22 protein-coding genes are annotated in these 23,780 nt (G+C 54.4%); 11 read left to right on the top strand and 11 right to left on the bottom strand.

Features of this window, described 5'->3' with window-relative positions; all coding sequences use genetic code 11:
* Positions 1 to 5: 5 nt before the first annotated feature.
* Entirely contained in the window at positions 6 to 656 is a 651-nt protein-coding gene (locus K1718_RS16135; protein WP_265681561.1) for a GntR family transcriptional regulator, read from the bottom strand.
* Between the two features lie 114 nt (positions 657 to 770).
* Between K1718_RS16135 and K1718_RS16130 the strand changes: the two genes are divergently transcribed.
* Genes K1718_RS16130 through K1718_RS16100 form a run of 7 tightly spaced genes read left to right on the top strand, consistent with a single transcriptional unit; the run spans position 771 to position 6,882 of the window.
* Positions 771 to 1,178, top strand: coding sequence for a TIGR04076 family protein (locus tag K1718_RS16130; RefSeq protein WP_265681562.1), 408 nt, complete (start codon positions 771 to 773; stop codon positions 1,176 to 1,178).
* Entirely contained in the window at positions 1,175 to 2,257 is a 1,083-nt protein-coding gene (locus K1718_RS16125) for an aldo/keto reductase (RefSeq protein ID WP_265681563.1), read from the top strand. The genes K1718_RS16130 and K1718_RS16125 overlap by 4 nt, the downstream gene beginning before the upstream one ends.
* Complete coding sequence (locus K1718_RS16120) at positions 2,250 to 3,023, top strand: ABC transporter ATP-binding protein (RefSeq protein WP_265681564.1); 774 nt, start codon at positions 2,250 to 2,252, stop codon at positions 3,021 to 3,023. Before K1718_RS16125 ends, K1718_RS16120 begins: the two co-directional genes overlap by 8 nt.
* A complete protein-coding gene (locus K1718_RS16115; RefSeq protein ID WP_265681565.1) occupies positions 3,016 to 3,744 on the top strand; it encodes an ABC transporter ATP-binding protein in 729 nt (242 codons plus the stop codon). The genes K1718_RS16120 and K1718_RS16115 overlap by 8 nt, the downstream gene beginning before the upstream one ends.
* A complete protein-coding gene (locus K1718_RS16110) occupies positions 3,741 to 4,655 on the top strand; it encodes a branched-chain amino acid ABC transporter permease (protein WP_265681566.1) in 915 nt (304 codons plus the stop codon). The genes K1718_RS16115 and K1718_RS16110 overlap by 4 nt, the downstream gene beginning before the upstream one ends.
* A complete protein-coding gene (locus K1718_RS16105) occupies positions 4,652 to 5,629 on the top strand; it encodes a branched-chain amino acid ABC transporter permease (protein ID WP_265681567.1) in 978 nt (325 codons plus the stop codon). The genes K1718_RS16110 and K1718_RS16105 overlap by 4 nt, the downstream gene beginning before the upstream one ends.
* A complete protein-coding gene (locus tag K1718_RS16100; protein WP_265681568.1) occupies positions 5,626 to 6,882 on the top strand; it encodes an ABC transporter substrate-binding protein in 1,257 nt (418 codons plus the stop codon). Before K1718_RS16105 ends, K1718_RS16100 begins: the two co-directional genes overlap by 4 nt.
* Positions 6,883 to 7,046: 164 nt before the next feature.
* Here the strand turns inward: K1718_RS16100 and K1718_RS16095 are convergent, their stop codons facing one another.
* Genes K1718_RS16095 through K1718_RS16065 form a run of 7 tightly spaced genes read right to left on the bottom strand, consistent with a single transcriptional unit; the run spans position 7,047 to position 15,801 of the window.
* Positions 7,047 to 7,787, bottom strand: a complete 741-nt coding sequence (locus K1718_RS16095; protein WP_265681569.1) for an amino acid ABC transporter ATP-binding protein — start codon at positions 7,785 to 7,787, stop codon at positions 7,047 to 7,049.
* Position 7,788: 1 nt separating this feature from the next.
* Complete coding sequence (locus K1718_RS16090; RefSeq protein ID WP_152501916.1) at positions 7,789 to 8,139, bottom strand: RidA family protein; 351 nt, start codon at positions 8,137 to 8,139, stop codon at positions 7,789 to 7,791.
* Positions 8,136 to 10,043: a propionyl-CoA synthetase gene (locus K1718_RS16085; protein ID WP_265681570.1), complete on the bottom strand. Its 1,908-nt coding sequence runs from the start codon at positions 10,041 to 10,043 to the stop codon at positions 8,136 to 8,138. The genes K1718_RS16090 and K1718_RS16085 overlap by 4 nt, the downstream gene beginning before the upstream one ends.
* A 4-nt stretch (positions 10,044 to 10,047) precedes the next feature.
* Positions 10,048 to 10,788: an SDR family NAD(P)-dependent oxidoreductase gene (locus K1718_RS16080; protein ID WP_265681571.1), complete on the bottom strand. Its 741-nt coding sequence runs from the start codon at positions 10,786 to 10,788 to the stop codon at positions 10,048 to 10,050.
* Positions 10,785 to 12,437, bottom strand: coding sequence for a hydantoinase B/oxoprolinase family protein (locus K1718_RS16075; RefSeq protein WP_265681572.1), 1,653 nt, complete (start codon positions 12,435 to 12,437; stop codon positions 10,785 to 10,787). The genes K1718_RS16080 and K1718_RS16075 overlap by 4 nt, the downstream gene beginning before the upstream one ends.
* Positions 12,437 to 14,521, bottom strand: a complete 2,085-nt coding sequence (locus K1718_RS16070; protein WP_265681573.1) for a hydantoinase/oxoprolinase family protein — start codon at positions 14,519 to 14,521, stop codon at positions 12,437 to 12,439. The genes K1718_RS16075 and K1718_RS16070 overlap by 1 nt, the downstream gene beginning before the upstream one ends.
* A 5-nt stretch (positions 14,522 to 14,526) precedes the next feature.
* Positions 14,527 to 15,801: an NAD(P)/FAD-dependent oxidoreductase gene (locus K1718_RS16065; RefSeq protein ID WP_265681574.1), complete on the bottom strand. Its 1,275-nt coding sequence runs from the start codon at positions 15,799 to 15,801 to the stop codon at positions 14,527 to 14,529.
* A 119-nt stretch (positions 15,802 to 15,920) separates the two neighbouring features.
* Here K1718_RS16065 and K1718_RS16060 point away from each other — a divergent pair, with 119 nt between their 5' ends.
* Complete coding sequence (locus K1718_RS16060) at positions 15,921 to 16,322, top strand: rhodanese-like domain-containing protein (protein ID WP_152501911.1); 402 nt, start codon at positions 15,921 to 15,923, stop codon at positions 16,320 to 16,322.
* Positions 16,323 to 16,423: 101 nt separating this feature from the next.
* Here K1718_RS16060 and K1718_RS16055 read toward each other — a convergent pair whose 3' ends face one another.
* A complete protein-coding gene (locus tag K1718_RS16055) occupies positions 16,424 to 17,194 on the bottom strand; it encodes an IclR family transcriptional regulator (RefSeq protein WP_265681575.1) in 771 nt (256 codons plus the stop codon).
* A 2-nt stretch (positions 17,195 to 17,196) separates the two neighbouring features.
* Positions 17,197 to 19,524 (bottom strand): molybdopterin-dependent oxidoreductase, encoded by a 2,328-nt coding sequence (locus K1718_RS16050; RefSeq protein ID WP_265681576.1) that lies wholly within the window; start codon positions 19,522 to 19,524, stop codon positions 17,197 to 17,199.
* 96 nt (positions 19,525 to 19,620) lie between these two features.
* Between K1718_RS16050 and K1718_RS16045 the strand changes: the two genes are divergently transcribed.
* Both K1718_RS16045 and K1718_RS16040 read left to right on the top strand, forming a co-directional pair.
* Positions 19,621 to 20,778: a trans-sulfuration enzyme family protein gene (locus K1718_RS16045; RefSeq protein ID WP_265681577.1), complete on the top strand. Its 1,158-nt coding sequence runs from the start codon at positions 19,621 to 19,623 to the stop codon at positions 20,776 to 20,778.
* Positions 20,779 to 20,786: 8 nt separating this feature from the next.
* Positions 20,787 to 21,422, top strand: coding sequence for a VOC family protein (locus K1718_RS16040; protein ID WP_265681578.1), 636 nt, complete (start codon positions 20,787 to 20,789; stop codon positions 21,420 to 21,422).
* Between the two features lie 55 nt (positions 21,423 to 21,477).
* Here K1718_RS16040 and K1718_RS16035 read toward each other — a convergent pair whose 3' ends face one another.
* Positions 21,478 to 22,371, bottom strand: a complete 894-nt coding sequence (locus tag K1718_RS16035; protein ID WP_265681579.1) for an MBL fold metallo-hydrolase — start codon at positions 22,369 to 22,371, stop codon at positions 21,478 to 21,480.
* A 347-nt stretch (positions 22,372 to 22,718) separates the two neighbouring features.
* Here K1718_RS16035 and K1718_RS16030 point away from each other — a divergent pair, with 347 nt between their 5' ends.
* Positions 22,719 to 23,759 (top strand): amino acid ABC transporter substrate-binding protein, encoded by a 1,041-nt coding sequence (locus K1718_RS16030; protein WP_152501905.1) that lies wholly within the window; start codon positions 22,719 to 22,721, stop codon positions 23,757 to 23,759.
* Positions 23,760 to 23,780: the final 21 nt, after the last annotated feature.

Genomic DNA, 23,780 nt, shown 5'->3' with positions numbered 1-23,780 from the left:
TTCTTTCAGGTTTCCGGAAGCAGCAATTTGAAGCTTCGTTCGATATCCAGGGCGAGGGCCTTTTGAGCTGCCTTGCGGTCATTTTTTCGCAAGGCGGTAATGATCTCTTCGTGATGAATGTGTTCAGGTATCTCGTTGGCGGCCTTTTCCTTTACTACCAGATTCAGGAAGGCTCCGTATTGCAGCCACAGGGCTTCGACCAACGGCAGGATAACTCTTGAACCGGATTGTCTATATAGACTGAAATGAAAGTCATAGTTTTGCTTCAGATCCGGCATGTCGTCTGCTGATCTGGGAGCAACAATAATGCGTTCAAGTGTGTCGATGGCAACGTCGTCGATACGGTCCATTGCTTCTTCCAGCAAAAGCGCTTCCAGTGCCAGGCGTGCTGATTTGAGTTCACGCATTCTGTCCGCGTCAAAAGGGGGGACCTCAAGCGTTCGGCTTGGCGTATCAACGAGCGCGCCCTCGGCAACCAGTCGGCGGACAGCTTCACGAACTGGTGTCATGGATGTGCCGAGCTGATCTGCGAGCGTTCTAAGGCTCACCGTTTCTCCGGGTGCAAAAGCACCCCGGGTGAAGGCCTCATGTAAGGCTTCATAGGCGCTTTCTCTCAGCTTCGATTGATCGATCCGCGCGATTTTGGGTTGGCTCATCCCTGTTCCTTCGACCCTTGATGGGTTTCTTGCCTTGACAATTTCAATTTGAGATATGGTATAAAATATCACAGATCACACGCAAGGTGCCAAAACAAAAAAGTGAGGGGCGCGGTGACGGACGAACGCGCTGACAAAGACGAATTGAAGACAGTTCGTGAGGCTGGGTTTTGGCTTTATGACCTGAAAGTCGAAACAGTTCTCGATGGCCGCACGCCTGTCTGTCGCCACATTGAGGGCGAAAGTTTCAGAGTTGAGGGAGAGGCGCTTGTGTTCGCAGAAGGCCAGCGTGTGTCCATGTACGCACTTGCTGCTGTCCTCCCTCTGCTTCCAGCCAAGCAACGTGAGACTGGTGACAACGATTGGATGAGCACTGACGCAGAGGTGGCTTGTCCTGACCCGCATTGTGGCGGCCGATTTCGGATCACTCGGACGGAAAAAAGGTGGTTCAGTCATTCCGGCACCACGGGATTGCCGGACAGCCGCGGCACGCCGTATTGGCAGAAGGACCTGGGAAAATGACGGTCGAAACTGCCGAACTTCGCCCAGGCTATTCCATCTCGAGGGTTATCAAAGGCGGGTGGCAACTTGCTGGAGATCACGGACCCGTTGTCACGGCTTCGGCGGTCGCAGACATGGAAGCTTTTCTCGACAATGGCATAACCAGCTTCGACTGCGCGGATATCTATACCGGCGTTGAAGAAATGATTGGGAGTTTCATTGCCGATGTGCGTCGGCGGCGTGGGTCTGCTGTTGCCGATCTTGTCCAGGTGCATACGAAGTTGGTTCCCGATCTTGAAAGACTGGCAGGTCTTGCCTCCCACGAGATCGAAGCAATCGTGGACCGGTCACTCCAACGACTGCAAATAGAACGGCTGCATTTGGTGCAATTCTATTGGTGGGACAGGAGCCTCGGGTCGCCTGTACAGGCGATGGAGATTTTGAAACGCTGCCAGGAGAAGGGCAAGATCGCTCATCTCGGCGTCACCAACTGGGATGTTGAGGAAACGGTTCCCTACCTCGACGCTGGTATCGATCTTGTGTCGACACAGGTCCAGTATTCTCTGCTTGACCGTCGCCCTTCTGTCGACCTGGTGCCCTGGTGCGCCGCACACGATATTAAACTCTTGTGTTACGGAACATTGGCCGGCGGATTTCTGACCGATAGGTGGCTTGGTGTGCCAGACCCCGGTTTCTCATTTGAAAACAGATCCTTGGTCAAATATCGCCTGATAATTGACGAGTTCGGATCCTGGGCGACTTTTCAGGAGCTTCTTGCCTTGCTCAAGGAGATCGGTGAGCGCCATGACACGACTCTCAGTTCCGTTGCCACGCGGTGGGTTCTCCAACAGCCCCAGGTCGCGGCCGCAATTGTTGGCGCCAGATATGCACGGCATTTGCCGCAAACCCTTGATGTGTTCCGATTTGAACTGGATGACGGTGATTTAAAGAGAATCTCGGATTTTCTTGCGCGAGCACCAGGACCACAGGGTCCGGTATTTGCCCTCGAGCGCGACCGAAATGGACGGCACGGTCGTATCATGAAGTACAATCTCAATCATCGTCCGGACGACGCTGTGATGGGTGCAGCAAATGGCTGAAGCTATTCTAAGCCTTTCCAGTATCAGTCGCTCCTTCGGTGAATTCAAGGCAGTTGACAACGTTACGATTGAAATTGAGACCGGGTCCATCACGGGATTGATCGGTCCCAACGGTGCCGGGAAGTCGACACTGTTCAATGTGGTCGCCGGAGAATTGTCCCCGACAACGGGTTCTATCAAGTTGTTCGGGAATGATGTTACCGGCTTGCACCCCGATCAACGGTTTGAATTAGGCCTTGGGCGCACATTTCAGATTCCCAGACCCTTCAAGCGTATGAGCGTTTTGGAAAATGTCATGCTTGCACCAACAGGCCAGACAGGTGAGACGCTTTGGGGAGCGGTTTTCGCCCGTGGCCGTATCGGGGACCAGGAGCAGCGCATTCGAAGAAAAGCGCTGGAAGTATTGGAGTTTCTGACACTTCGTCACCTGGCGGATCAACCGGCAGGGAAGATCTCTGGTGGTCAGATGAAACTTCTTGAACTCGCGCGGGTGTTGATGGGCGACCCCAAGGTGATCCTGCTGGATGAGCCCGCAGCTGGCGTCAATCCGGTGCTGACAGAGACGCTGATTGAGAAGATCGAAGAGCTGAACCGCGGCGGCAAGACCTTTCTCATCATTGAGCACGACATGGATTTCGTTATGCGGCACTGCGATCCCGTTGTGGCCATGGCCGAAGGCCGCGTCGTTTTCCAGGGGACATCTTCCGAGGCACAGTCCAATCCTTTGCTGCTCGATGCCTATCTGGGAGCACCGGTCGATGCCTGAGGCCCTCCTGGAAATAACCGCTGTGACCGCGGGTTACGTCCCGGATTTGCCGATACTTCGGGAGGTATCTCTTATCGCCAACCACGGCAAGTTGACCGTAATTATCGGACCCAATGGTGCAGGAAAGTCGACCCTGATCAAAGCGGTTGCCGGTCTGCTGAACGTGGACACAGGAAAAATCTGCTTTGAGGGCAGGGATGTTACTGGTTTGTCGCCGGATCTGCTCACCCGAAACGGCATCGCCTATGTGCCGCAGACGGACAACGTCTTTCGAACCATGACCATCCAGCAGAACCTTGAGGTCGCTCTTTCAGTGCAAAAGGATCCATTGGACAGAGTTGAAGTGTTGTTCGATCGCTTCCCTGTACTCAAGGAAAAGAGGCGCGAAAAGGCGGGTTCACTTTCCGGTGGCCAGCGACAGTTTCTGGCGGTTGCAATGGCGCTTGCCGTTGAACCTCGTTTGATCCTCATGGATGAGCCATCCGCTGGCTTGTCTCCCAAGGCTTCCGAAGAGGTGTTGGACCACGTTAAAGGACTGACCCAACAAGGTGTTTCTGTCTTGTTGGTCGAACAGAATGTGAAACAGGCACTAAAACGTGGAGATCATTGCTACGTTTTGGCGGAAGGTCGAAACCAGATAGACGGGCCTGCAGAAGACCTCCTTGAAGATCCGGCTCTCGGACGGATCTATCTTGGCGGTGAAAGGAGAGGGGCGGCATGATCCAGCATCTTGTCGACGGTATCCTGGTGGGCTCATTTCTTTCCCTGGGCGCAATCGGCCTGACCATGGTCATGCATATCTTGCGCTTTGCGAATTTTTCTCACGCAGAGTTGCTGTCGATCGGCGCTTACTGCGCACTTGTTTTCGACAAACTTTTCGAAAGTCTTTCGCCTGTGTTGTCCGTCAAAATCGGTCCTCTTTCGATGACGGCGGCGCTGGCTCTATCGATCCTTATCTCGATGGCGCTGACTGGGTTGAGTGCTGTTGCCATAGACCGTCTAGTATTCAGACGCGTTCGAGAGAAGGGGGGTGAACTCTCGATGGTGTTCGCGTCCTTTGGCATGTCGCTCGTAATTCGAAACGTCATCGGATTGATTTTCGGACTGTCCAGCGAGCTCTATTCACGTGACATAGCGTTCGCAATGGTGATTTCACGCGATCCGTTGTTGTTGGTGAAACCCGATCAGGTCTTCGTCCTGATCGCGGCGCTGCTCATCATGTTTGCGCTTTATCTGGTTCTGTCGAGAACAAGGTTCGGATTCGCCTTGCGCGCCATAGCCGAGAATCCAAGCCTTGCTCAAGTGCACGGCGTGAACTTGAAACGTATGATCGTTGCGGTTTGGCTGATTGGCGGTTCGCTTGGAGCGATCGCAGGGGTTTTCTACGGTCTCAGTTATCAAATCACACCAGTGATGGGGCGCGATCTGGTGCTGCCGATTTTTGCTGCAACAATCGTTGGCGGCATCGGCAGTGTTTATGGCGCGGTACTTGGCGGGTTTATCGTCGGTGTCGCATCAAACGTTGCTCTCGTCATACTTCCTTCGGGGTACAGTCCATCAGTTCCGTTCCTGATGATATTGCTGGTCCTACTGATCCGTCCAAATGGTCTCTTTGGGGAGGCCCGCGCGTGATCGGTGTCGTTTCCTATCTTGTGTTTTTCACAACAGTGGCTGCCATATTGGGCATCGCGGTCATGGGCCTGAACCTGCAATGGGGCAACACGGGACTGTTCAACGGCGGTGTGGTGGCTTCTTTCGGTGCAGGTGCATATGCGACGCTCATGCTTGGTGGTCCGCCGCAAGATGGTCATTTCGGCGGTTTCGGCCTCATTTATCCGCTCGCCTTGGCTGGAGGCATGCTTGCCGCTGGGGCTCTTGCCTGGGTCGTCGGCAAACTGACATTACGACTGCGCCACGACTATCTGGCGATTGCGACCTTCGGGGTGGCGGTCGCATTTGAAAACGTGATGAGAAATGCGACCACGATCACAGGCGGGGCGCAGGGCATACGTGGTTTCGAGCGCCCCTTGAGAGCACTGCTTGGTGATGGTTTCACCTACAATGTAGTGTTTCTGGCTGGCGTGCTTGTCACACTCTTGCTGGTCTATGTGTTCTTGGAACGGTTGACCGTATCACCCTTCGGCCGGTTGTTGCGCGCAATCCGGGAAGATGAAACCGCCGCCAGATCACTCGGCAAGGCACCGGATCGTATCCGTTTGATTTCGTTTGTGACCGGGTCGGTGATCATAGGTCTATCCGGTGGGCTCTATGCCACCTTTTACGCCTTCGTCAGTCCGCAAGATGTTCTTCCCATTCTGACTTTCCAGATTTGGGCAATGCTTATCGTGGGCGGTGCAGGAAACACCAAAGGGGCATTGGCAGGAGCGTTTCTAATCTGGGGCGCTTGGACGTTTTCAGGATGGGCGTTGTCGCGCTTCGCACCTGTTGAGGCACAGCTTTACACCGGATCAATCCAGTTTGTGCTGATCGGTCTGGTTATCGTCGGCATGCTGCTCTGGAGGCCTCAAGGTCTCTTCCCGGAGCGGCTGGTCGTTTCTCAACCCGGTCAGAACCGGGAAAAGACACAAGCAGAGGGGTTCACATGAAAAAGCTACTAACATTAGCGGCCTTCGCGGCCGGCATGTCGGGTCTGAGTGTCAGCGCTCAAGCACAGGACTGTACGACAAAGGTCGGAGCAGTGCTGCCAACTTCGGTGGATTGGGGTCGTCCCATAGCCGAGGTGGCACAATTTGCGGTCGACCAGGTCAACGAAGCCGGCGGTGCGGCCGGCTGCAAAATCGAAATGGTGTTGCGTGACACCCAGGTCGACCCGAAAGTCGGCGTGGACGCTGCCAAGGCGCTTGTCGATCTTGAGGGTGTGAATGTATTGCTTGGCGCGGTCTCGTCTGGTGTCTCCATGCCTATTCTGACGTCCGTAACGGGCCCTGGTGGCGTCATGCAAATGTCCTGTTGTTCTTCCTCCACTGCCTTCACCAAACTGTCGGAAGAAGGCAAGACCAACGGCCTTTGGTTTCGGACATTTGCGACGACCGCGGTTCAGTCCGCCATGGGTGCGAAAGTTGCTGCCGATAAAGGCTATAAGTCAGTCGCCATTCTTTATAAGAACGACGACTGGGGACAGGATATGGCGCGTTTGATCGCCGCCGATTTCGCTGCAGCCGGTATCGATGTCACCGGGTCTGTGGCGATCAATGACGCCCAACCCTCCTATCGTGCTGAAGTTACGGAAGCTCTGGGTGGTTCGCCTGATGCCATCTACCTGGCGCTTTATCCGAACGAAGGAACTTCGGCGGTTCGTGAGTGGATTTCACTTGGCGGAACTCAAAACATGATCCTGGCGAACTCTTTGAAATCGGATGAATTCAGGGACAATGTCGGGCTTCAGTATCTTGAAAACGCACTGGGCACAGACACCGCATCACCGCGTGTCGCCAGCGCAGATGCTTTTAAGGCTGCTTATGTCGAAAAGTTTGGTTCCGAACCGAACGGGCCAGGGCTTGCAAACAGTTTTGATGCCGCAATGATCGCGCTTCTTGCAATGGAAGCAGCTGGTGCCAATGCATCGGGTGCTGATATTGCTGCAGCCGTTGCCAAGGTCACTGACCCGGATGGCGCGCCGGTAACGGCAGATGTTGCAGGCTTTACGACGGCGAAGGAAACGCTGGCAGGCGGCGGAACGGTGAAATATCAGGGGGCAACCGGCGACGTGCGGTTCGACGCAAATGGCGACGTTTCCGCTCCGGCCGTTATCTGGAAGTTCACCGACAGTGGTACTGACGAGGTGGAATACCTCTCACTTGGTGAAGTCGACACTTTCATTGCGTCGCTGAAGAAGTAGAAACTTTGATTGAATGCCCGGCGCACAAGCGTCGGGTATTCATTGCTCCGGTTTCTCGGCCTGCTTTGCTGACGCTTGACAAAAAAGAACCCGGCCGAGAGGCCGGGTTTCAGTTGGCTGCAAAAATGAGCAGCTTCCGGTTGGGGAGGAAGATGCCAAAAGAGCTAGTGGGTCAGCACTTGCTCCAGAAACAGTTTCGTTCTCGGATTTGTGGGATTCTCGAAGAATGAAATCGGATCGGCTTCTTCGACGATTTGCCCTGCATCCATGAAGATCACTCGGTCTGCGACACGTTTTGCAAAGCCCATTTCGTGGGTTACGCAGATCATCGTCATGCCTTCTTTTGCAAGAGTTTCCATGACATCCAGAACTTCGCCGATCATTTCAGGATCGAGAGCCGAGGTCGGTTCGTCGAACAAGAGAATGTCTGGCTTCATGCAAAGTGCTCTTGCAATAGCAACACGTTGTTGCTGCCCTCCGGACAGCTGACCAGGATACTTTTGGGCCTGATCCGCAATCCGAACCTTTTCAAGATACTGCATGGCATGCGTTTCTGCCTCGGCTTGACTTTCTTTGCGCGCCAGCACCGGAGCCAGCGTACAGTTTTCGAGAATGGTCATGTGCGGAAACAGATTGAAATGCTGAAAAACCATGCCGACGTCACGGCGAAGCAATTCGATGTTGTGTGCGTCGGCGTATATCTCGTCGCCATGGATCAGGATTTCTCCCGATTGGTGCTCTTCAAGCTGATTGATTGTTCTGATCATGGTCGATTTGCCTGAGCCGGACGGACCGCAAACAACAATCTTTTCGCCTTTGGTGACCGACAGCTCGATGTCTTTCAAGGCGTGGAAACTTCCGTAATACTTATTCACATGTCGGAGTTCGACGGCAGGTATTTCCATTTTACGTTTCCTCCTTGATGGCGGCGGTCACGATGATCTCGACTTTCAATACATCCCTGGCAAGACGCGCTTCTCCGCACGCGCGTGCAGGCGCGTGGCCTTCCGGCACCCATTGGTCCCAGACCGCATTCATTTCTGGGAAATCGGCCATATCAGCGAGCCAGACGATGGCCTGCAGGATGTGCTCGCGATCCGACCCTGCTTCGACAAGCAGGGCGTCAACTCTGGACAGGCAGTCACGTGTTTGGTCCGCAACTGTATCGCCAGCACCGACCTGTCCACACAGATAAGCAACGCCATTGTGCTTGACGATCTTGCTCATGCGCGTGCCTGTATGAAGCCGCTCAATCATTTAGAAGCCTTTCTGTATCCGCGATTGGCAAGGACACTTGAAATTTCGTCCAGGATGGCTGGGTCATCGATCGCAGCCGGCATTTTGAACGCCTCGTTGTCGGCAAGTTTCTGCATGGTTCCTCGCAAAACCTTGCCTGATCGTGTTTTCGGCAGACGCTCGACTTCCATCGCGGTCTTAAAGGCCGCGACCGCGCCGATTTTTTCTCTGACAAGAGAAACGAGTTCTCGCTCCAACTCGACGGGGTCTCGGCTTGCACCATCGTTTTGGACAAAGAAACCGATAGGCAATTGCCCCTTGAGCGCGTCTGCCGCTCCCACGACAGCGCACTCGGCAATGTCTTGATGTGCTGCGATGACTTCTTCCATAGCGCCGGTTGAAAGGCGGTGACCGGCGACATTGATGATGTCGTCCGTGCGAGCCATGATGAAAACATATCCGTCTTCATCGACAATTCCGGCATCAGATGTCGCGTAGTAACCTGGAAAGTCTTCCAGATAGGCTTTGTGGAAGCGCTCTTCCGCATTCCATAGTGTAGGTGTTCCCGATGGGGGCAGGGGCAGCTTGCAGACAATGTTGCCAAGCGTTCCAGCAGGTAACTGACGACCTTCATCATCCAGCACTTCAATCCTGTAGCCGGGCATTGGGACGCCGGGTGAACCAGGTTTGACGGGAAGGACACCTAGGCCGACTGGATTGCCAGACATTGGCCAGCCCGTTTCGGTCTGCCACCAATGGTCGACTACCGGGCGTTTCAGTTTCTGCTGCGCCCATTCGATCGTTGCCGGGTCGGAGCGCTCACCGGCCAGAAACAGGGTGCGGAAATGGTTGAGGTCGTGCTGGTCGATGAGTGCACCTGAAGGGTCTTCCTTGCGGATCGCGCGAAACGCTGTCGGTGCAGTAAATAGAGCAACGACCTTGTGATCCTGAATAACCCTCCAGAAGGCACCTGCGTCAGGTGTCCCGACCGGCTTTCCTTCATACACAACCGTCGCACACCCATGGAGGAGGGGGGCGTAACAAATATAGGAATGGCCAACGACCCAGCCGACATCCGAGGCAGCCCAGAACACTTCGCCCGGTTTGACGTCATAGTGGTGTTCCATGGACCATTTCATCGCGACCATGTGGCCGCCCGTATCTCGCACGACACCTTTGGGCTGTCCGGTGGTCCCGGATGTATAAAGAATATAGGCAGGGTCTGTCGCCAGGACCGGAACACATTCCGGCAGCGTTCCCTTTGTCGCGCCCACTTCCGTTGAATAGTCGAGATCCTGCCCATCGATCATATCGGCAGTCAGCGCGTCGCGCTGCAAGATGATGCATTTTTCGGGCTTGTCCTCGGACATCGCGATAGCGGCATCAAGAAGCGGTTTGTAGGCAACGATCCGGTTTGGTTCAATGCCGCAAGATGCAGAGATGATTACCTTTGGTTTGGCGTCTTCGATTCGTGTCGCCAGTTCGGCGGCTGCAAATCCGCCGAAAACGACAGAGTGAATTGCACCCAGTCGCGCACAGGCCAGCATCGAGAAGATGGCTTCCGGAACCATCGGCATATAGATGATGACCCTGTCACCCTTGTCGACACCGTTTAGCCGAAGAACTTCAGCCAGCGCTCCAATCTCTGTCTGGAGATCATGAAAGGAATACCGCTTGACGGTTTGGGTGACGGGACTGTCATAAACCAGGGCAAGTCGATCGCCGTTTCCAGCGGCAACATGCCTGTCGACTGCGTTCCAGCAGGTGTTGCAGACACCATCGGGAAACCATCGGCCATAGGCGCCCATATCCGGGTCGAACGCCGTTTCAGGTGCTTTTATCCAGTCGATACTGCTCGCCGCATTCATCCAGAAACGTTCAGGATCGGTGGACCATTCGGCGTAGGTTTGCTTGTAACGGCTCATGGGGTCAGACCGTATAGTTCAAGCCAAGGCGACCACCGTCGACATAGATTGTCTCCCCGGTGATATAGCTTGCTTTGTCCGATGCGAGGAAAGCGACTGTGTCGCCGATTTCACGGGCCGTTCCGACACGGCCAATTGGGGTTCGTGACATGACCTTGGCAAGCGCTTCCGGGTTGGCGTTTACCCCGGCCATCATTTCGGTATCGATTGATCCCGGGCCAACCGCGTTTACTCTGATGCCATGCGGTGCCAGCGAAAGCGCGGCAGCCTTGGTCAATTGCATGACACCGCCCTTTGAAGCGCAATAGGCCGGAATTGCCGGTATGGCGACCTGTGCGTTGATAGAGGACATATTCACAATTGCGCCACGAAGGCCTTTGTCGACCATCGTTTTTGCAGCACGTTGTGTTGCGTAGAATACTCCGACCAGATTTACGTCGATGACCTTGTTGAAGTCCTCAAGAGTGTATTTGAGGAAATCGCCAGGCAGCGCTATCCCTGCGTTGTTGACGAGAACTGAAATCGAGCCCACCTCGGCTTCTATTTTGTCGAACATTGCAGCAATCTGGGACATGTCGCCCATGTCGCAGAGGTAGCCGTGACCACCCAGCTTGGCAGCGGCTTCATGCACGCTTTCCTGGATGTCAGCCAGCACCACCTTGCAACCGTCTTCGGCCAGCGCTTCAGCGCAGGCAAACCCGATACCCTGTGCCGCACCGGTGATAAGGGCGATTTTCTCGCTCATGAATTTTCTCCAGAATATCCGTAGTCTTGCTTGGCCTGTGTTGTAGAGATCATCTCTGCTTCAACGTCGGCCGCAATGTTTGCTTTGTCTCGTTTCGAGGGATCGCCAAAGCCACCACCACCCGGCAAACTGAGGCGCAAACGTTGTCCGTTTCGCACTTGCTGCCGGCCTTTCGACTGCAACTGGGTTCCGTCCGTCAGTTCTACGCGCCCGGAAGCTCCCGGCTGACCGCCGTCGCGTCCTCGCGCTGGATTTTTGACGCGGTCGAACATCGCGTTGAACCAGAAGTCATAGCCTTCGCGTGGTTCGATCTCGATAACCTGACCGAGGCCACCCCGGGTTGCACCAGCGCCCCCTGAGTCTTTTCGAAGATCCTTGCGCCAGACCGTGATTGGACCGACATGCTCTGTTGCTTCGACACTCATTGTCGAAACACCAGACGGAAATGCCGTTGCCGACAAGCCATCCACGGTCGGACGGGCGCCGGTGCCGCCGGAATTGAACATCAGGATTTCGGCATTCTCCAAGCCACTTTCAGGATCGCTTGCACGCGCGGAAATCTGAATGTTCCAGAGAGCAGAGGCTCCTTCGGACGGCACAACGCCGGGCATTGCCTGATGCAGCGCTCCCAAAACGACGTCGGGTACGAGATGCCCCAGCACATGCCTTACCGAAACCGGAGCAGGCCGTTTTGCTGCCAAAATGCAACCTTCAGGAGCGGAAATCTCAAATGGCTCCAGTGAGCCGGAATTGTTCGGTACGGCTGGAGCGATCGCACATTTGAGACCATAGCAGGCATAGGCTCTGGTATAGACTTCAGGGACATTGACGCCGAAGGCACTCATGCCGCTGGTGCCGGAGAAATCTGCGGTGAGGCGGTCTCCTTCAACCTTGAGCGTAACCACCATTTCAACCGGATTGTCATACCCGTCGACGGTCATTGTGTGTTGGTAAGTGCCGTCAGGAACTTTCTCGATTGCTTCTTTGGTTGCTTTCCGGCTCGCCTCCATCAGGAAGTCGGACAATCCTTCGAGATGATCTATCCCGAACTCGTCCAGCATCGCCTGTAAGCGTCTGTCACCAGCCTCGTTGCACGCTGCCAGTGAATACATGTCACCAACGGTTTGGTCCGGTGTGCGCACATTTGCTCTTATCAGGGAAATAAGAAGCGGGTTGACCGTGCCCCGCTCGGCAAACTTCGTGATCGGAATGAGAAGACCTTCTTCAAAGACTTCGCCTGCATCGGGACCGAAGCCGCGCCCGCCAATGTCGACCACATGCGCCGTGCAGGCAAAAAAACCGATATGAACACCCTTTCGAAACACCGGTGTAACAACCGTGATGTCGTGAAGATGGCCTGTTCCAAGCCAGGGGTCATTCGTTATGAAAACATCGCCTTCAAAGATGTTTTGCATGCCGATTTCGCGGACGAAATGCGTAACACTTTCCGCCATGGCGTTTACGTGTCCGGGCGTGCCGGTGACGGCCTGCGCCATCATACGACCGTGCCGGTCGAAAAGCCCGGCTGACAGGTCACCAGCTTCACGCACAGAGGTCGAAAACGCTGTTCTGATAAGCGTGGTTGCCTGTTCTTCGACAACAGCGATCAGGCGGTTCCACATGATCTGATAGTCAATTGCGCTCGGCATTATCTGACATCCTTCCGGATCAACAAAAGACAGCCATCGGATTGACCAACAGCCCTATAGGCCGCGGTAACTATTGTTGAAGTCTCAGCTTCAATGATGACTGCAGGACCTTCCACGACGTGTCCCGTGGTCATCGAACTCCTTTTGACTTCTTTGGCCTCAACATCCTTGCGCAGCGCAGCGTCAAAGATGATCCGCGTCCTGGTGATGTCGGCTTCAACTGAGCTGTCCTGTCGATGAACCGCATCGGGCTCAGGCAGGATGGATTTCACGATCAAGGACCAGTTCGTAATTTCCGGGGCAAGACCGTCGATCGTGCGACCGAAAAGCGTTCGGTAGGCATCTTCGAAAGCGGCGAGGATGGAGGGTTCATCGCCTGTTGCGAACTGTTTGTGCGGCAAGGGGACCGGAATTTCCCACCCTTGTCCCGAATAGCGCATAAAGGCCGTCAGTTTGGTCGTTGTCCGGCCTCCCTGTATTCCGGCCTCAACAAAGTCCCTGGCTTCGGTCTCCATGGCGCTCAGCGCTGCGTTCACAGCGTCCGCATCGAACTCAGACAGCGTTTGAAAAAGGCCGCGCGTTGCCTCATAGCTGAACGGTGCACGCAAGAACCCGATGGCGGAACCGACGCCGGCCCCAGGTGGGATTAACAAGGCTCTGATACCAAGCTTTTCACAAAGCCGGCAGGCATGCAGGGGAGCGCCGCCCCCAAAGGCAATCATCGTGAAATGTTCGATGTCACGTCCATTTTCAACCGTATGAACGCGTGCCGCATTGGCCATGTTCTCATCGACCATCTCCGTTACGCCAAAGGCTGCTTCGGCAACAGCGATGCCTTGGATGCAGGCAACCCGGTCAGCAAGCGCGTTTTGGGCATTTTCCAATGAAAGTGGAATTGCGCCACCTGCGAAATTGTCGGGATCCAGCCTGCCGAGAACGAGATTAGAATCCGTCACCGTCGGTTCCACGCCACCGCGCTGATAACAGGCGGGGCCTGGTTCGGAAGCAGCCGAACGGGGGCCAACTTGAATACGCCCCATTGTGTCGATGGAAGCGATTGAGCCACCGCCCGCACCGATTTCGACCATTTCCACGACAGGGGTGGATACGGTCATGCCCGAGCCCTTCTTGAAACGATAGGTGCGCGCAACTTCGAAAGTATTCGCCGTTTTCGGGGAGCCGTCTTCGATGAGGCAGATTTTCGCTGTTGTTCCCCCCATGTCGAACGACATGACTTTGTCGATCCCATGGGCACGCGCGAACTCAGCGGCAAAGATGGCACCGCCTGCAGGGCCTGATTCCAAAAGCCTCACCGGTTGCTCTGAGGCAGTCTCGACGGAAATCAGACCTCCGCCCGAATGTAGCATGAAGACAGGCGCATCGATGTTGCTGGCGCGCAATTTTGCAACAAGCCGGTTCAGGTATGCGGATACCTGAGGCTGAACGTAAGCATTCGCAATGACAGTGTTGAAACGAGGCAATTCACGCATCTGTGGTGAAATGACAGATGACAGAGAGATAGAAAGGTCTGGTGCAAGTTCCCTGAGGGCTTCAGCCATCATGGCTTCATGGGAATTGTTGGCATAAGAATGCATGAGACCCACGGCAACAGCCTCATAACCACCGGCAACAATCCTTTCGGCCACGGCCTTGGCCTCCGCGGGATCAAGTGCCAGAAGCACTTCTCCTTGTGGTCCCATACGCTCGTTCAACGTGAACCGATTTTTTCGGGGCACGAGAGGTTTGGGCAGCTCAAGATTCAGGTCGTATTGCTCGAAACGGTTTTCAGACCGCATCTCGACGACATCGCGGAAGCCTTCTGTTGTTATGAAGGCAGTCTTCGCACCGCGACGTTCGATCAACGCATTGGTGACCAGAGTTGTTCCATGAATGACCTGACTGATGTCAGAAAGCGCAATGTTTGCCTTCTGCGCGGCAGTTTCAATGCCTTTCAAAATTGCGCGTTCGGGTTCGGCATAGTCTGTCAACACCTTACAGGTGGCCATACCTCCGGCATGGTCGAGAGCAACATCGGTGAACGTACCACCAATGTCCACGCCAACGCGAATGTCGGACATGTTCATACTATTCAGAACCCTTTGATGAATTGATTGGCCGTAAAGGCAATATTGTAAAAGCGCGACATCAGCGGCGCGCTTGTAACCGCAGCAACATTAGTCATTGGAAGGGGCAGGTCTGCCGGGTTCATTCCGGTCAACAACCCTGCAATGCCTTGTCCAAAGATAGTGCCTGTTGTGATCCCGCGGCCGTTGTACCCGATTGGGGTGTAAAGCCCTTCGTCCAACACGTGAATTCTCGGCAGATGATCAGGCGTCATCGCAATCTGGCCATGCCAGGCTTCTTCGAATTTGATGTCGCCAAGATCGGGAAAGAGCCGAGACAACTGCTTTCTTGCCCATCGTTGGGATAGACCGCTGGACTTGTCGCCGATGACTTTGCCCATCGACCCGATGATCAATCGGTCGTCATTGTCTCTTCTGAGCGAGAACATCACGGGAGCTGTGTCCCAAAGTCCTTGTCTTTCAGGCAAAATGTGCGCCGCGCGCTCTCCCAGCGGCTCAGTTGCCAGCTGGAAGTAGTGGATCATCGTGAAGGTTTGCTTCAAACCGGGCCACAGATCATCTGTATAGGCGTTGGTGCCAAGAACCACGGCCTTGGCGTCCAGTTTTCCTTTGTCGGTTTGTACGCTCCAAGTGCCGTTGGACTTTGCAAGCGAAGTGACCTTCACGCCTGTCGAGATTGTTGCGCCTGCTGCAGTCGCGGCCCGCGCCAGGCCACGGCAGTAGCCCATCGGGTTGACCGTACCTGCACGGTGGTCGACAAGACCGCCGTGAAAGACGCGGGTTCCGATTTTTTCAGAGATCTCTTCGCGGCCGAGCAGATCGACCGGCTCACCCAGCGAATTCCATTCCTTCCATCTGGCTTCCAGGTCGCGAAAACCGGATGGTGCATGAGCCGCGTGAATGGTCCCGTTGCGTGTTGCCTCACACCTAATTTGATATTTTTCGATCAGATCGAAAACCATTGCAGGGCCATCGCCAAACCGCTGCAGAAAGCGTGGGCCATAAGTTGCGCCTAGCTTTTCTCGCACTTGCGTTGGCGGTAGCCAGATCCCGGCATTGACCAGGCCGACATTGCGTCCAGATCCGCCGAAGCCGACATGATTGGCTTCGATAACACAGGCGGAAAGTCCAGCTTCAGCACAATGAAGTGCTGTTGAAAGCCCCGTGAACCCACCACCGACTATGACAACATCGAATGTTTCACCGTCCGGCAGGCGACCTTCCAGGTCACGCTCCTCGGCAGAAACATCCCAAAGGGAAATCGGCATTGTCCGTGTCACAGCAATAGCCTCCTGTTTACGGCGACACAAAAATTTGCGCCTATAGGATTACTTGCAAACAACAATGCCGCGTGTCAATATAAGAAATAAATGTTTTATATACCGGAACAGTGAGTGAGATGAAAAAGCTTTCCAAGAATTCCGCCAGCATGGTCGCTGAGGCTCGGTCCCGCATTGAAGAAGTCGAAATTCAAGACCTGATCAACATGCTGGATGACCCCAATGTCGTGGTGGTCGATATACGAGACGTGCGTGAGCGCCAAAGGTCTGGTTTTATTCCTGGAAGTGTACATGCCCCCAGAGGAATGGTCGAATTCTGGGTCGATCCGGAAAGCCCGTATTTCAAAGAGATTTTCGGCGAGGACAAGAAATTTGTCTTCCATTGTGCGTCCGGCTGGCGGTCAGCACTGACAGTTGCAACGCTTCAGGATATGGGATTTGAAGCATCCCATCTGCGGGAAGGTTTCTCACAATGGGTAAAGCAAGAAGGCCCCGTCGAGATGCCTGAGCCCAAATCCTGATCTGAAATTCGGTTCAGGCTTTTTTCGCGCGTGGATATGACTTTGACCGGCACAGTGCCGGTCTCATGTTCATTGGATGGGCCTTGCTAGAAACCGAGATTTCAGACGCGCGTTAGTTTGCGGGAAACGGCCTCGGCAGCGTGCGCAGAAAGAGCGCCAAACCGTTCCTCTCCGTTTTCTGGAAGATTGACGTTTGGAACCGAAATGCCGATTGCAGCAACCGCTTCGCCATCAGGCAGCTTGATTGCCGCCCCGAAACTTAAAATCCGGTCGCGAAATTCTCCGGTATCATAGGCATAGCCGCGCATTCTCGTTGCTTCGATGTCTTCGTCCAGCTGGCTCAAGGTTGTCATCGTTCTGCCGGTGTACCCGGGCAGCGGCTCGGAAAGCTTTTCGCGCAGTCTTTCATAATTGGCAGCCAGGATAGCTTTGCCGGTCCCAACGCAATGGATGGGCGCAGATCCGCCAATCGGGTTCCAGGAACGAATTGGCTTCTTGCTTTCGATCTTGTCGATATAGACGACGTTGAATTGTTCTGGCACAGCGAGATAGATAGTTTCACCGGTTTCATCGGCGAGGTAGGCCATCTCCGGCGCTGCGAGTTCTCTAAGATTGAGACTGTCGACGGTCGAGCGTCCGACTTGCCACATCTTGAGTGTGACAGCATACGCTCCGTCCTCTCTTTGCGTAACGTAGCCGAGCCGTGAAAGCGTCTGCAGCAGTCGAAAAGTGTTCGACTTGGTCAAATCCAGCGAACGAGAGATTTCAGTAACGCCGAGTGCGCTTCGGGTTTCTGCCAGCTTTTCAAGTATCGCTAGGCCTTTGGAAAGTGTGGAATCTACTTTTGCTTCAGTCGCTTTTTTTTCTGACATTTTCACGTTTCGCTGGTCATTTTCGGCACTGTAGCCGACGCGTCTGCAAAGGTAAATCGCGGGGGAGTATGGGCTTCAACTTCAGGTGCCTCACCTTCGATCGGCAATATTTCAACATAGGCGGAGTGAGCTGCGGGGCTTTGGGTGAGCGAGGATGTTCTGAGGTCATGGGTAAGGACGTTGGGGTTGCCGTGGCGATCCCGATGGTGCGGATCTTCAAACTCCGGGTCATACCAGGCACCGGTCCATAGGAAGGCGCAACCAGGACGAATGTCGTCCGTTATTCTGGCCCCGGCAAGGCATCGGCCTCGGTCGTTTCGCAGTTCGACAATGTCTCCGTCCTTGATTTTTCGATTTGCAGCGTCTTCCGGATGAAGCAGGACCGGTTCGCGTCCTTTTATTTTTGCCGCAAGGCTGGTCGCGCCATTGTCGAGCTGACTGTGCAGCCGCGTTCCAGGCTGACCTGAAAGCAGCGAAAGCGGATAGCGTTCCGCCAATCCAGTTTCCTTGTCTCTTGGTTCAAACCAACTGGCGTGGCCGGGACAGTCCTGCAAATTCATGTCAGCAATCGTCTGTGAATACAATTCGATCAGACCTGATGGCGTCGGCAGTGCATTGCCGTGCGGGTCTTCGCGAAATTCTGCCAGAAAAACCTGATTGGGCGACGGGTCTGGCAACGTCACAATGTCTCCGCTCAAGAAGGTGCTCCAGTCGGGTAGATCAATGCCTTGGTTTGCTGCTGACTGCCTTGTTTCGTCCCAGAGGTGCAACAGCCAACCAGTTTCATCCAGACCTTTGGAAAAGTTCTGGTGGTTACCCAGCCGCTTTGAGAGAGTGCAATAGATCTCGAATTCGGTAAGAGCCTCTCCTGGAGGTGAAACAGCTGCAGGCATCGGAATCAGGGCATTGTCCGATTTGCCTGCACCAAAATCGTTTCTTTCCTGTGGTGCCGCAACAGGCAAAACAATGTCCGCATGCCGAGCAGTCGCGGTCCAGTTCATCTCATTGACGACAATTGTTTCCGGTTTTGAAAAGGCCCTGCGGAGCCTGTTGAGATCCTGGTGATGGTGGAATGGGTTACCACCGGCCCACCAAACCATTTTGATGTCTGGAAATGTCCGCGTCGCCCCAAGGTACTCATATTTCCCGAGTGGGTTGAGCAACATCTCCGATATCATGGCGACAGGGATGCAATCAGACACTGCGGATCTTCCCTGCGGGAGGGCACCGGGCCGAAACGGTCGTTCCATATTGCCGATATTGCCGTTGACGCCATACCCGATTGTAAAGCCTCCACCCGGAAGTCCAATTTGCCCAAGCATCGCTGCAAGCGAAATCGTCATCCACAACGGTTGTTCGCCGAAATCAGCGCGCTGCAAACTTGCAGCACAGGAAATCATGGTCCGTTTCGACGCCATCTCGCGCGCAAGACTGCGCAAACTTTCAGACGGAATGCCTGAGATGCCTTCGGCCCAGGCAGCGGTTTTCGCTACTCCATCCGTTTCTCCAACCAGATAGGCTGCGAACCTGTCGAAACCGGTGGTGTATTTGTCGAGGAAAGCCCTGTCGTGAAGGTCTTCAATCAGAAGCGTGTGGGCAATTCCCATCATGACCGCGACATCTGTTCCTGGAAGCGGAGCGAGCCACTCGGCCGGAATGTCTGACGAAAGGTCACTGCGGATCGGGCTGAAATTCACAAATCGGACGCCTGCGTCTGCACAGGACTTAAGATTTGTTTCGATCCTATGCCGGGAGATGCCGCCATCGCTGACTTGCGTATTGCGTGTGGCCAGCCCGCCGAACAGGACAACGAGGTCGCAATGCTCCGCTACAACGGTCCAACGCGTTGCTTGTGCGACATGTCTGCGATAGTCGCCCAGGATGAAGGGCATCAAACCCAATGCTGCATTGTAGCTGTAATTGCCTTCAGAACGGACAAAACCGCCTAGAGTGTTCAGGAAACGTTTCAGCTGGCTTTGTGCATGATGGAAACGGCCTGCACTTGACCAGCCATATGAGCCGGCAAAAATGGCATTGTTGCCATAAGTGCTCTTAACTCGGTTGATCTCGTCTGCCAGCAGGTCAGTCATTTCAGACCAGGACAGTTCGACAAAGGCATCTTCACCGCGTCTTGCGGAGCCCGGACCGTTCTCCAGCCAGCCCTTTCGAACAGCGGGTTTCAGAACACGCGCCCGACCGTTCAGGCTTTGTGCAATGTTGCCGGAAATTTGAGAAGGATTCGGATCGTCGGGATGAGGAAGAACCGAGACAATGCGGCCGTCGGCGACATTAACGTAGCCTGGACCCCAATGATTTGACGTCAATTTCATCTTGTTTCGCTAATCAGAACGAATTTTCCATATATTGACACACTTAATGCCGAGTGTCATCATTTCAACACGTCGCAATTTCTGGAGCCACCCAAAATGACAAAAACTAACCTGGCGGATGCCCTTGTGCATGGCGCCCGGCCGGGCGGACCTGTCGGAAAACAGGTGAATTGGCCGGTCGAACTCGGTTCAACGGTGGTTTTCAGCACGCTCGAGGAATTCGAGACCGCAAAAGAAGCCCGCTTTGAGAACGGCACTCCTTACTACGGCCGATATGGAAATGATGCCACGTTTTCACTTGAGCGCCTGCTGGCCGAGTTGGACGGGGCCCACGGTGCAACATTGACGTCATCTGGTGTCTCGGCGATCACGTCAACACTGCTCGCTCTGGCAAGGCCCGGTGATCATCTGCTGGTAGCGGATAATCTCTATGGCAATACGCGGGCGTTCTGTGACGGCCTTTTGGTGTCAATGAATGTCGACATCGAACCGTTTGACCCAATGGAGTCCATTGGTGAGAAGATCCGGCCCAGCACTTGCGCTGTCATGGCTGAGGCTCCAGGCTCCGGAACATTCGAAGTTTGTGACCTGCCTGAAATCGTGCGTCAGGCCAATGAAATCGGGGTACCGGTTGTTTTCGACAACACCTGGGGATCGCCGGTTTTCTGTAATCCGCTAAACCTCGGCGCAGATGTCGTTGTCTATTCAGGATCAAAACACCTTTGTGGACATTCCGACGCGATGCTTGGTGTTATTGCTGCCACTGAAAAATACCACAGTCGAATACGCCGAACAGTCATGTCGCTCGGAGACAAGCCAGGTGCGCAAGAGGTTTTTCTGGCGCTCAGGGGTCTGAGAACGCTCAAGATGCGCATGGAACATCAAAACAAAGCCGGCATTGATATGGCTTCATGGCTTTCGGACTTGCCGGAAGTAGATCGAGTGCTGCACCCGGCGTTTGACAGCTGCCCCGGTCACGAAAACTGGAAAAGAGATTTTTCTGGCGCTGCCGGATTGTTTTCGATCATTTTCAAACCATGTCCGGAAGCCAATTTCCGCGCCTTTGTCGACGCATTGACATGTTTCGGAATTGGCGTGAGCTGGGGGGGATATGAGAGCCTCGTACTCCCAATGACAAGCGAACGCAGCCGCAATCTGGGGCAGGGTCCCCTGCTGCGCTTCAACATTGGATTCGATGATCTGGAGACCCTGAAGGCAGATGTCACTCAGGCTCTAGAATTTCTTCAGGGGTAGTTTCAAAGATGCAAAACAAAATCGACCATATCGCCATTGGGTGCAAAGACCTCGACAGTGGCGCAGAAGCGATGGAGACAATCCTCGGCGTTGCAGTACCACGCGGGGGAAAGCATGCGGCCATGAGTACGCACAACTGCGTCATGCAAGCGGGCAATGAAAGCTTTTTCGAATTGATTTCAATTGACCCTGAAGCACCGGAACCCGGACGCGTTCGCTGGTTCACATTGGACGACCCAGACACGCAGCGCAGGCTGGACGAACGCCCGCGTGCGCTGACGTGGGTCGTAAACACCAGCGATCTAGATGCTGTCGTCGCAACCAGTCCGGTTGATCTTGGAGAAATTGTCGACTTCACCCGGGGCGACAGAACCTGGCGCTTAACGGTTCCAAAGGATGGAAGCCTGCCGGGAGAAGGTCTGTTGCCAGCGTTTATCGAATGGTCTCCTGGTCCACATCCATCGACGGGTCAACAAGAGCTCGGCGTTCAGCTTCAAACAATCAGACTGTCACATCCCGAGCCTGAACAATTTGTGTCGCTGCTCAAGGCGTTGAATGTTGATCACCTTGCGGAGGTGGTCAAAGGAGAGCCGGGGCTTTCATTCGCTCTGAAAACGCCTAATGGCGCGGTCGTGGTGGACTAGGTTAGTCGCCGGTCCATGGCAGTTGAACTAAAAAGGGCGGGATTTCTCGCCCTTTTTAAAGCCCATTCACGGGAACCTTCAAGAAGGTTCGACCGGTCTCGTCCGAAGGCGGCAATTGTCCGGCACGCATGTTGACCTGCAGGGACGGGATGATCAGCTTCGGCATCGCCAACTGTGCGTCCCGTTCTGTCCGGAACTTGACGAACTCGTCTTTGCTTTTGCCGCCACCGACATGAATGTTGTGCTCTTTTTCCTCACCGACAGTTGTCTCCCACTGGATCTCACGGCCATTCTGCCCATAGTCGTGGCACATGAAGAGACGCATATCGTCCGGAAGGGCAAGAACCTTCTGAATTGAATCGTAAAGCGTTGCCGCATCACCTCCGGGAAAGTCTGCACGAGCGGAGCCACTGTCAGGCATGAACAGCGTATCTCCTGTAAAGGTGGCGTTCCCCATGACGTGAACCATGCAAGCTGGAGTGTGGCCGGGTGTGCACATGACCATGGCGGTCATCTCCCCGATCTTATAGGTGTCTCCATCTTTGAAAAGCATGTCAAACTGACTGCCGTCGCGTTGAAATTCCGTGCCTTCGTTGAAGATCTTGCCGAAGGTCTCCTGGATAACGGTGATCTTTTCCCCAATGCCGAGTTTGCCACCGAGCTGTCTTTGAATGTAGGGCGCACCCGAAAGGTGATCGGCATGCACATGGGTCTCAATCAACCACTCCAGCTCAAGTTGGTTGTCGCGGATGTGGGCTATGATCTCATCGGCATGATCATAGGTGATGCGTCCGGCTGCATAATCGATGTCCATGACACTGTCGACCACGGCACAGGCAGAAGACGCTGGGTCCTTGACGACATAACTGATTGTGTTTGTCGCCGGATCAAAAAAGGCTTTCACTTCAGGTTTGACGCTCAAGTCGACCGGGTAATTTGAACCGCTCATTCGTGTCTCCTCATATGCCATTGCGCCGAGTGTGCGGACCGGGACCAACAACTGTCAAATACTTGCCACGCGGAAAAATCAAATTCTGTAAGGACCCGGTTTGCTGTCCACGCTTTCTGCTGTGGGGCGACTAGATCCTAAAATTGGCTGGTCCCAACCAGTTTCAACCACCTGCACATGCCTAGTAATCATGCGCTCATTTCAAATTTTGCTCATTTCCCCGCCAGTTTCGCAGAATTTCGATCAGTTTTTCCGCGAATTGGAGAATTCACTTGACTCATTTTTGAGTGTTCGTAACCTACTAAATGGAACACGTGTTCCGATATATAAAACAGGGAACAGCTAAAATGGCAACCAGTATTGCAAAAATCGCCTGCGCGGTTGCGTTCGCAGCAGGTGTTGCAGCCCCGGTTACCGCGTTTTCAAAAAGCGCGACAGTGACGGAGATCGAAGAGCGGGGCACGCTCCTTTGTAGTGGTCACAACGGCAGCTACTTCGGGTTTGTGGAGGTGAACGACAAAAACGAATGGAAAGGGCTGGACATTGATATGTGCCGTGCCCTCACGACAGCGATCCTGGGGGATCCGGACAAGGCCCAAATCGTTCCCTTGAGCTGGGCCCAAAGGTTCCCCGCTCTGCAATCCGGCGATGTTGACGTCATCATCAAGGCAACCGGTTGGACCATGGGCCGCGATACAGAGGTCGGTCTGCAGTTCAGCCTGCCGTATTTTTTCGGTGGCACGCAATTCATGGCGCACGGCGACCTTGGCATAACCGAGGCGAAGGAACTTGACGGTGGAACAATCTGCGTTGAGGCTGGCACCACGATTGAAAGGCTCGCAGGCAACTATCTGAAAACCATCGGTGTTGACCACACTATGGTGTCGTACGAAAAGGCATCGGAACTGCGCGCAGCTTACCTTGCAAACCGTTGCGACGCCTTTGCCGCCTGGGGCCCATTCCTGGCTGTCCTGCGGGCAACTGAGCTCGAAAAGCCGGATGCCCACATCATCTTGTCAGACCAGCTGTCCAACGAACCGATCGCTGCCGCGATGCGTCAGGGCGACGAGGAATTCGTCGACATGGTCAACTGGATGATTGCTGCACTGCTGATTGCCGAAGAAGAAGGGGTGACTTCCTCAAATGTAGAAGAAATGGCAGCCAATCCACCTAACCCGAAGATCGCACGGCTTTTGGGTGTCGATCCGGGCATGGGCGAACGTCTGGGCATCCGGGATACCTGGGCACGTGAAATGATTGCAGCCACTGGAAACTTTGGGGAAATCTACGACCGCAATCTGGGTGAGGGGTCTCCATACAAACTTGACCGTGGCCTGAACAACCTATGGAGCCATGGCGGCGTTCTTTACGCCCCGATCCTTGACTGATCCGTGTTCGCGAGGCGGCAA

The organism is Roseibium porphyridii (assembly GCF_026191725.2).
GTDB classification, from domain to species: domain Bacteria; phylum Pseudomonadota; class Alphaproteobacteria; order Rhizobiales; family Stappiaceae; genus Roseibium; species Roseibium porphyridii.
The sequence above is the reverse complement of the archived record's forward strand: the minus strand, read 5'-3'. Positions and strand labels throughout refer to the sequence as shown.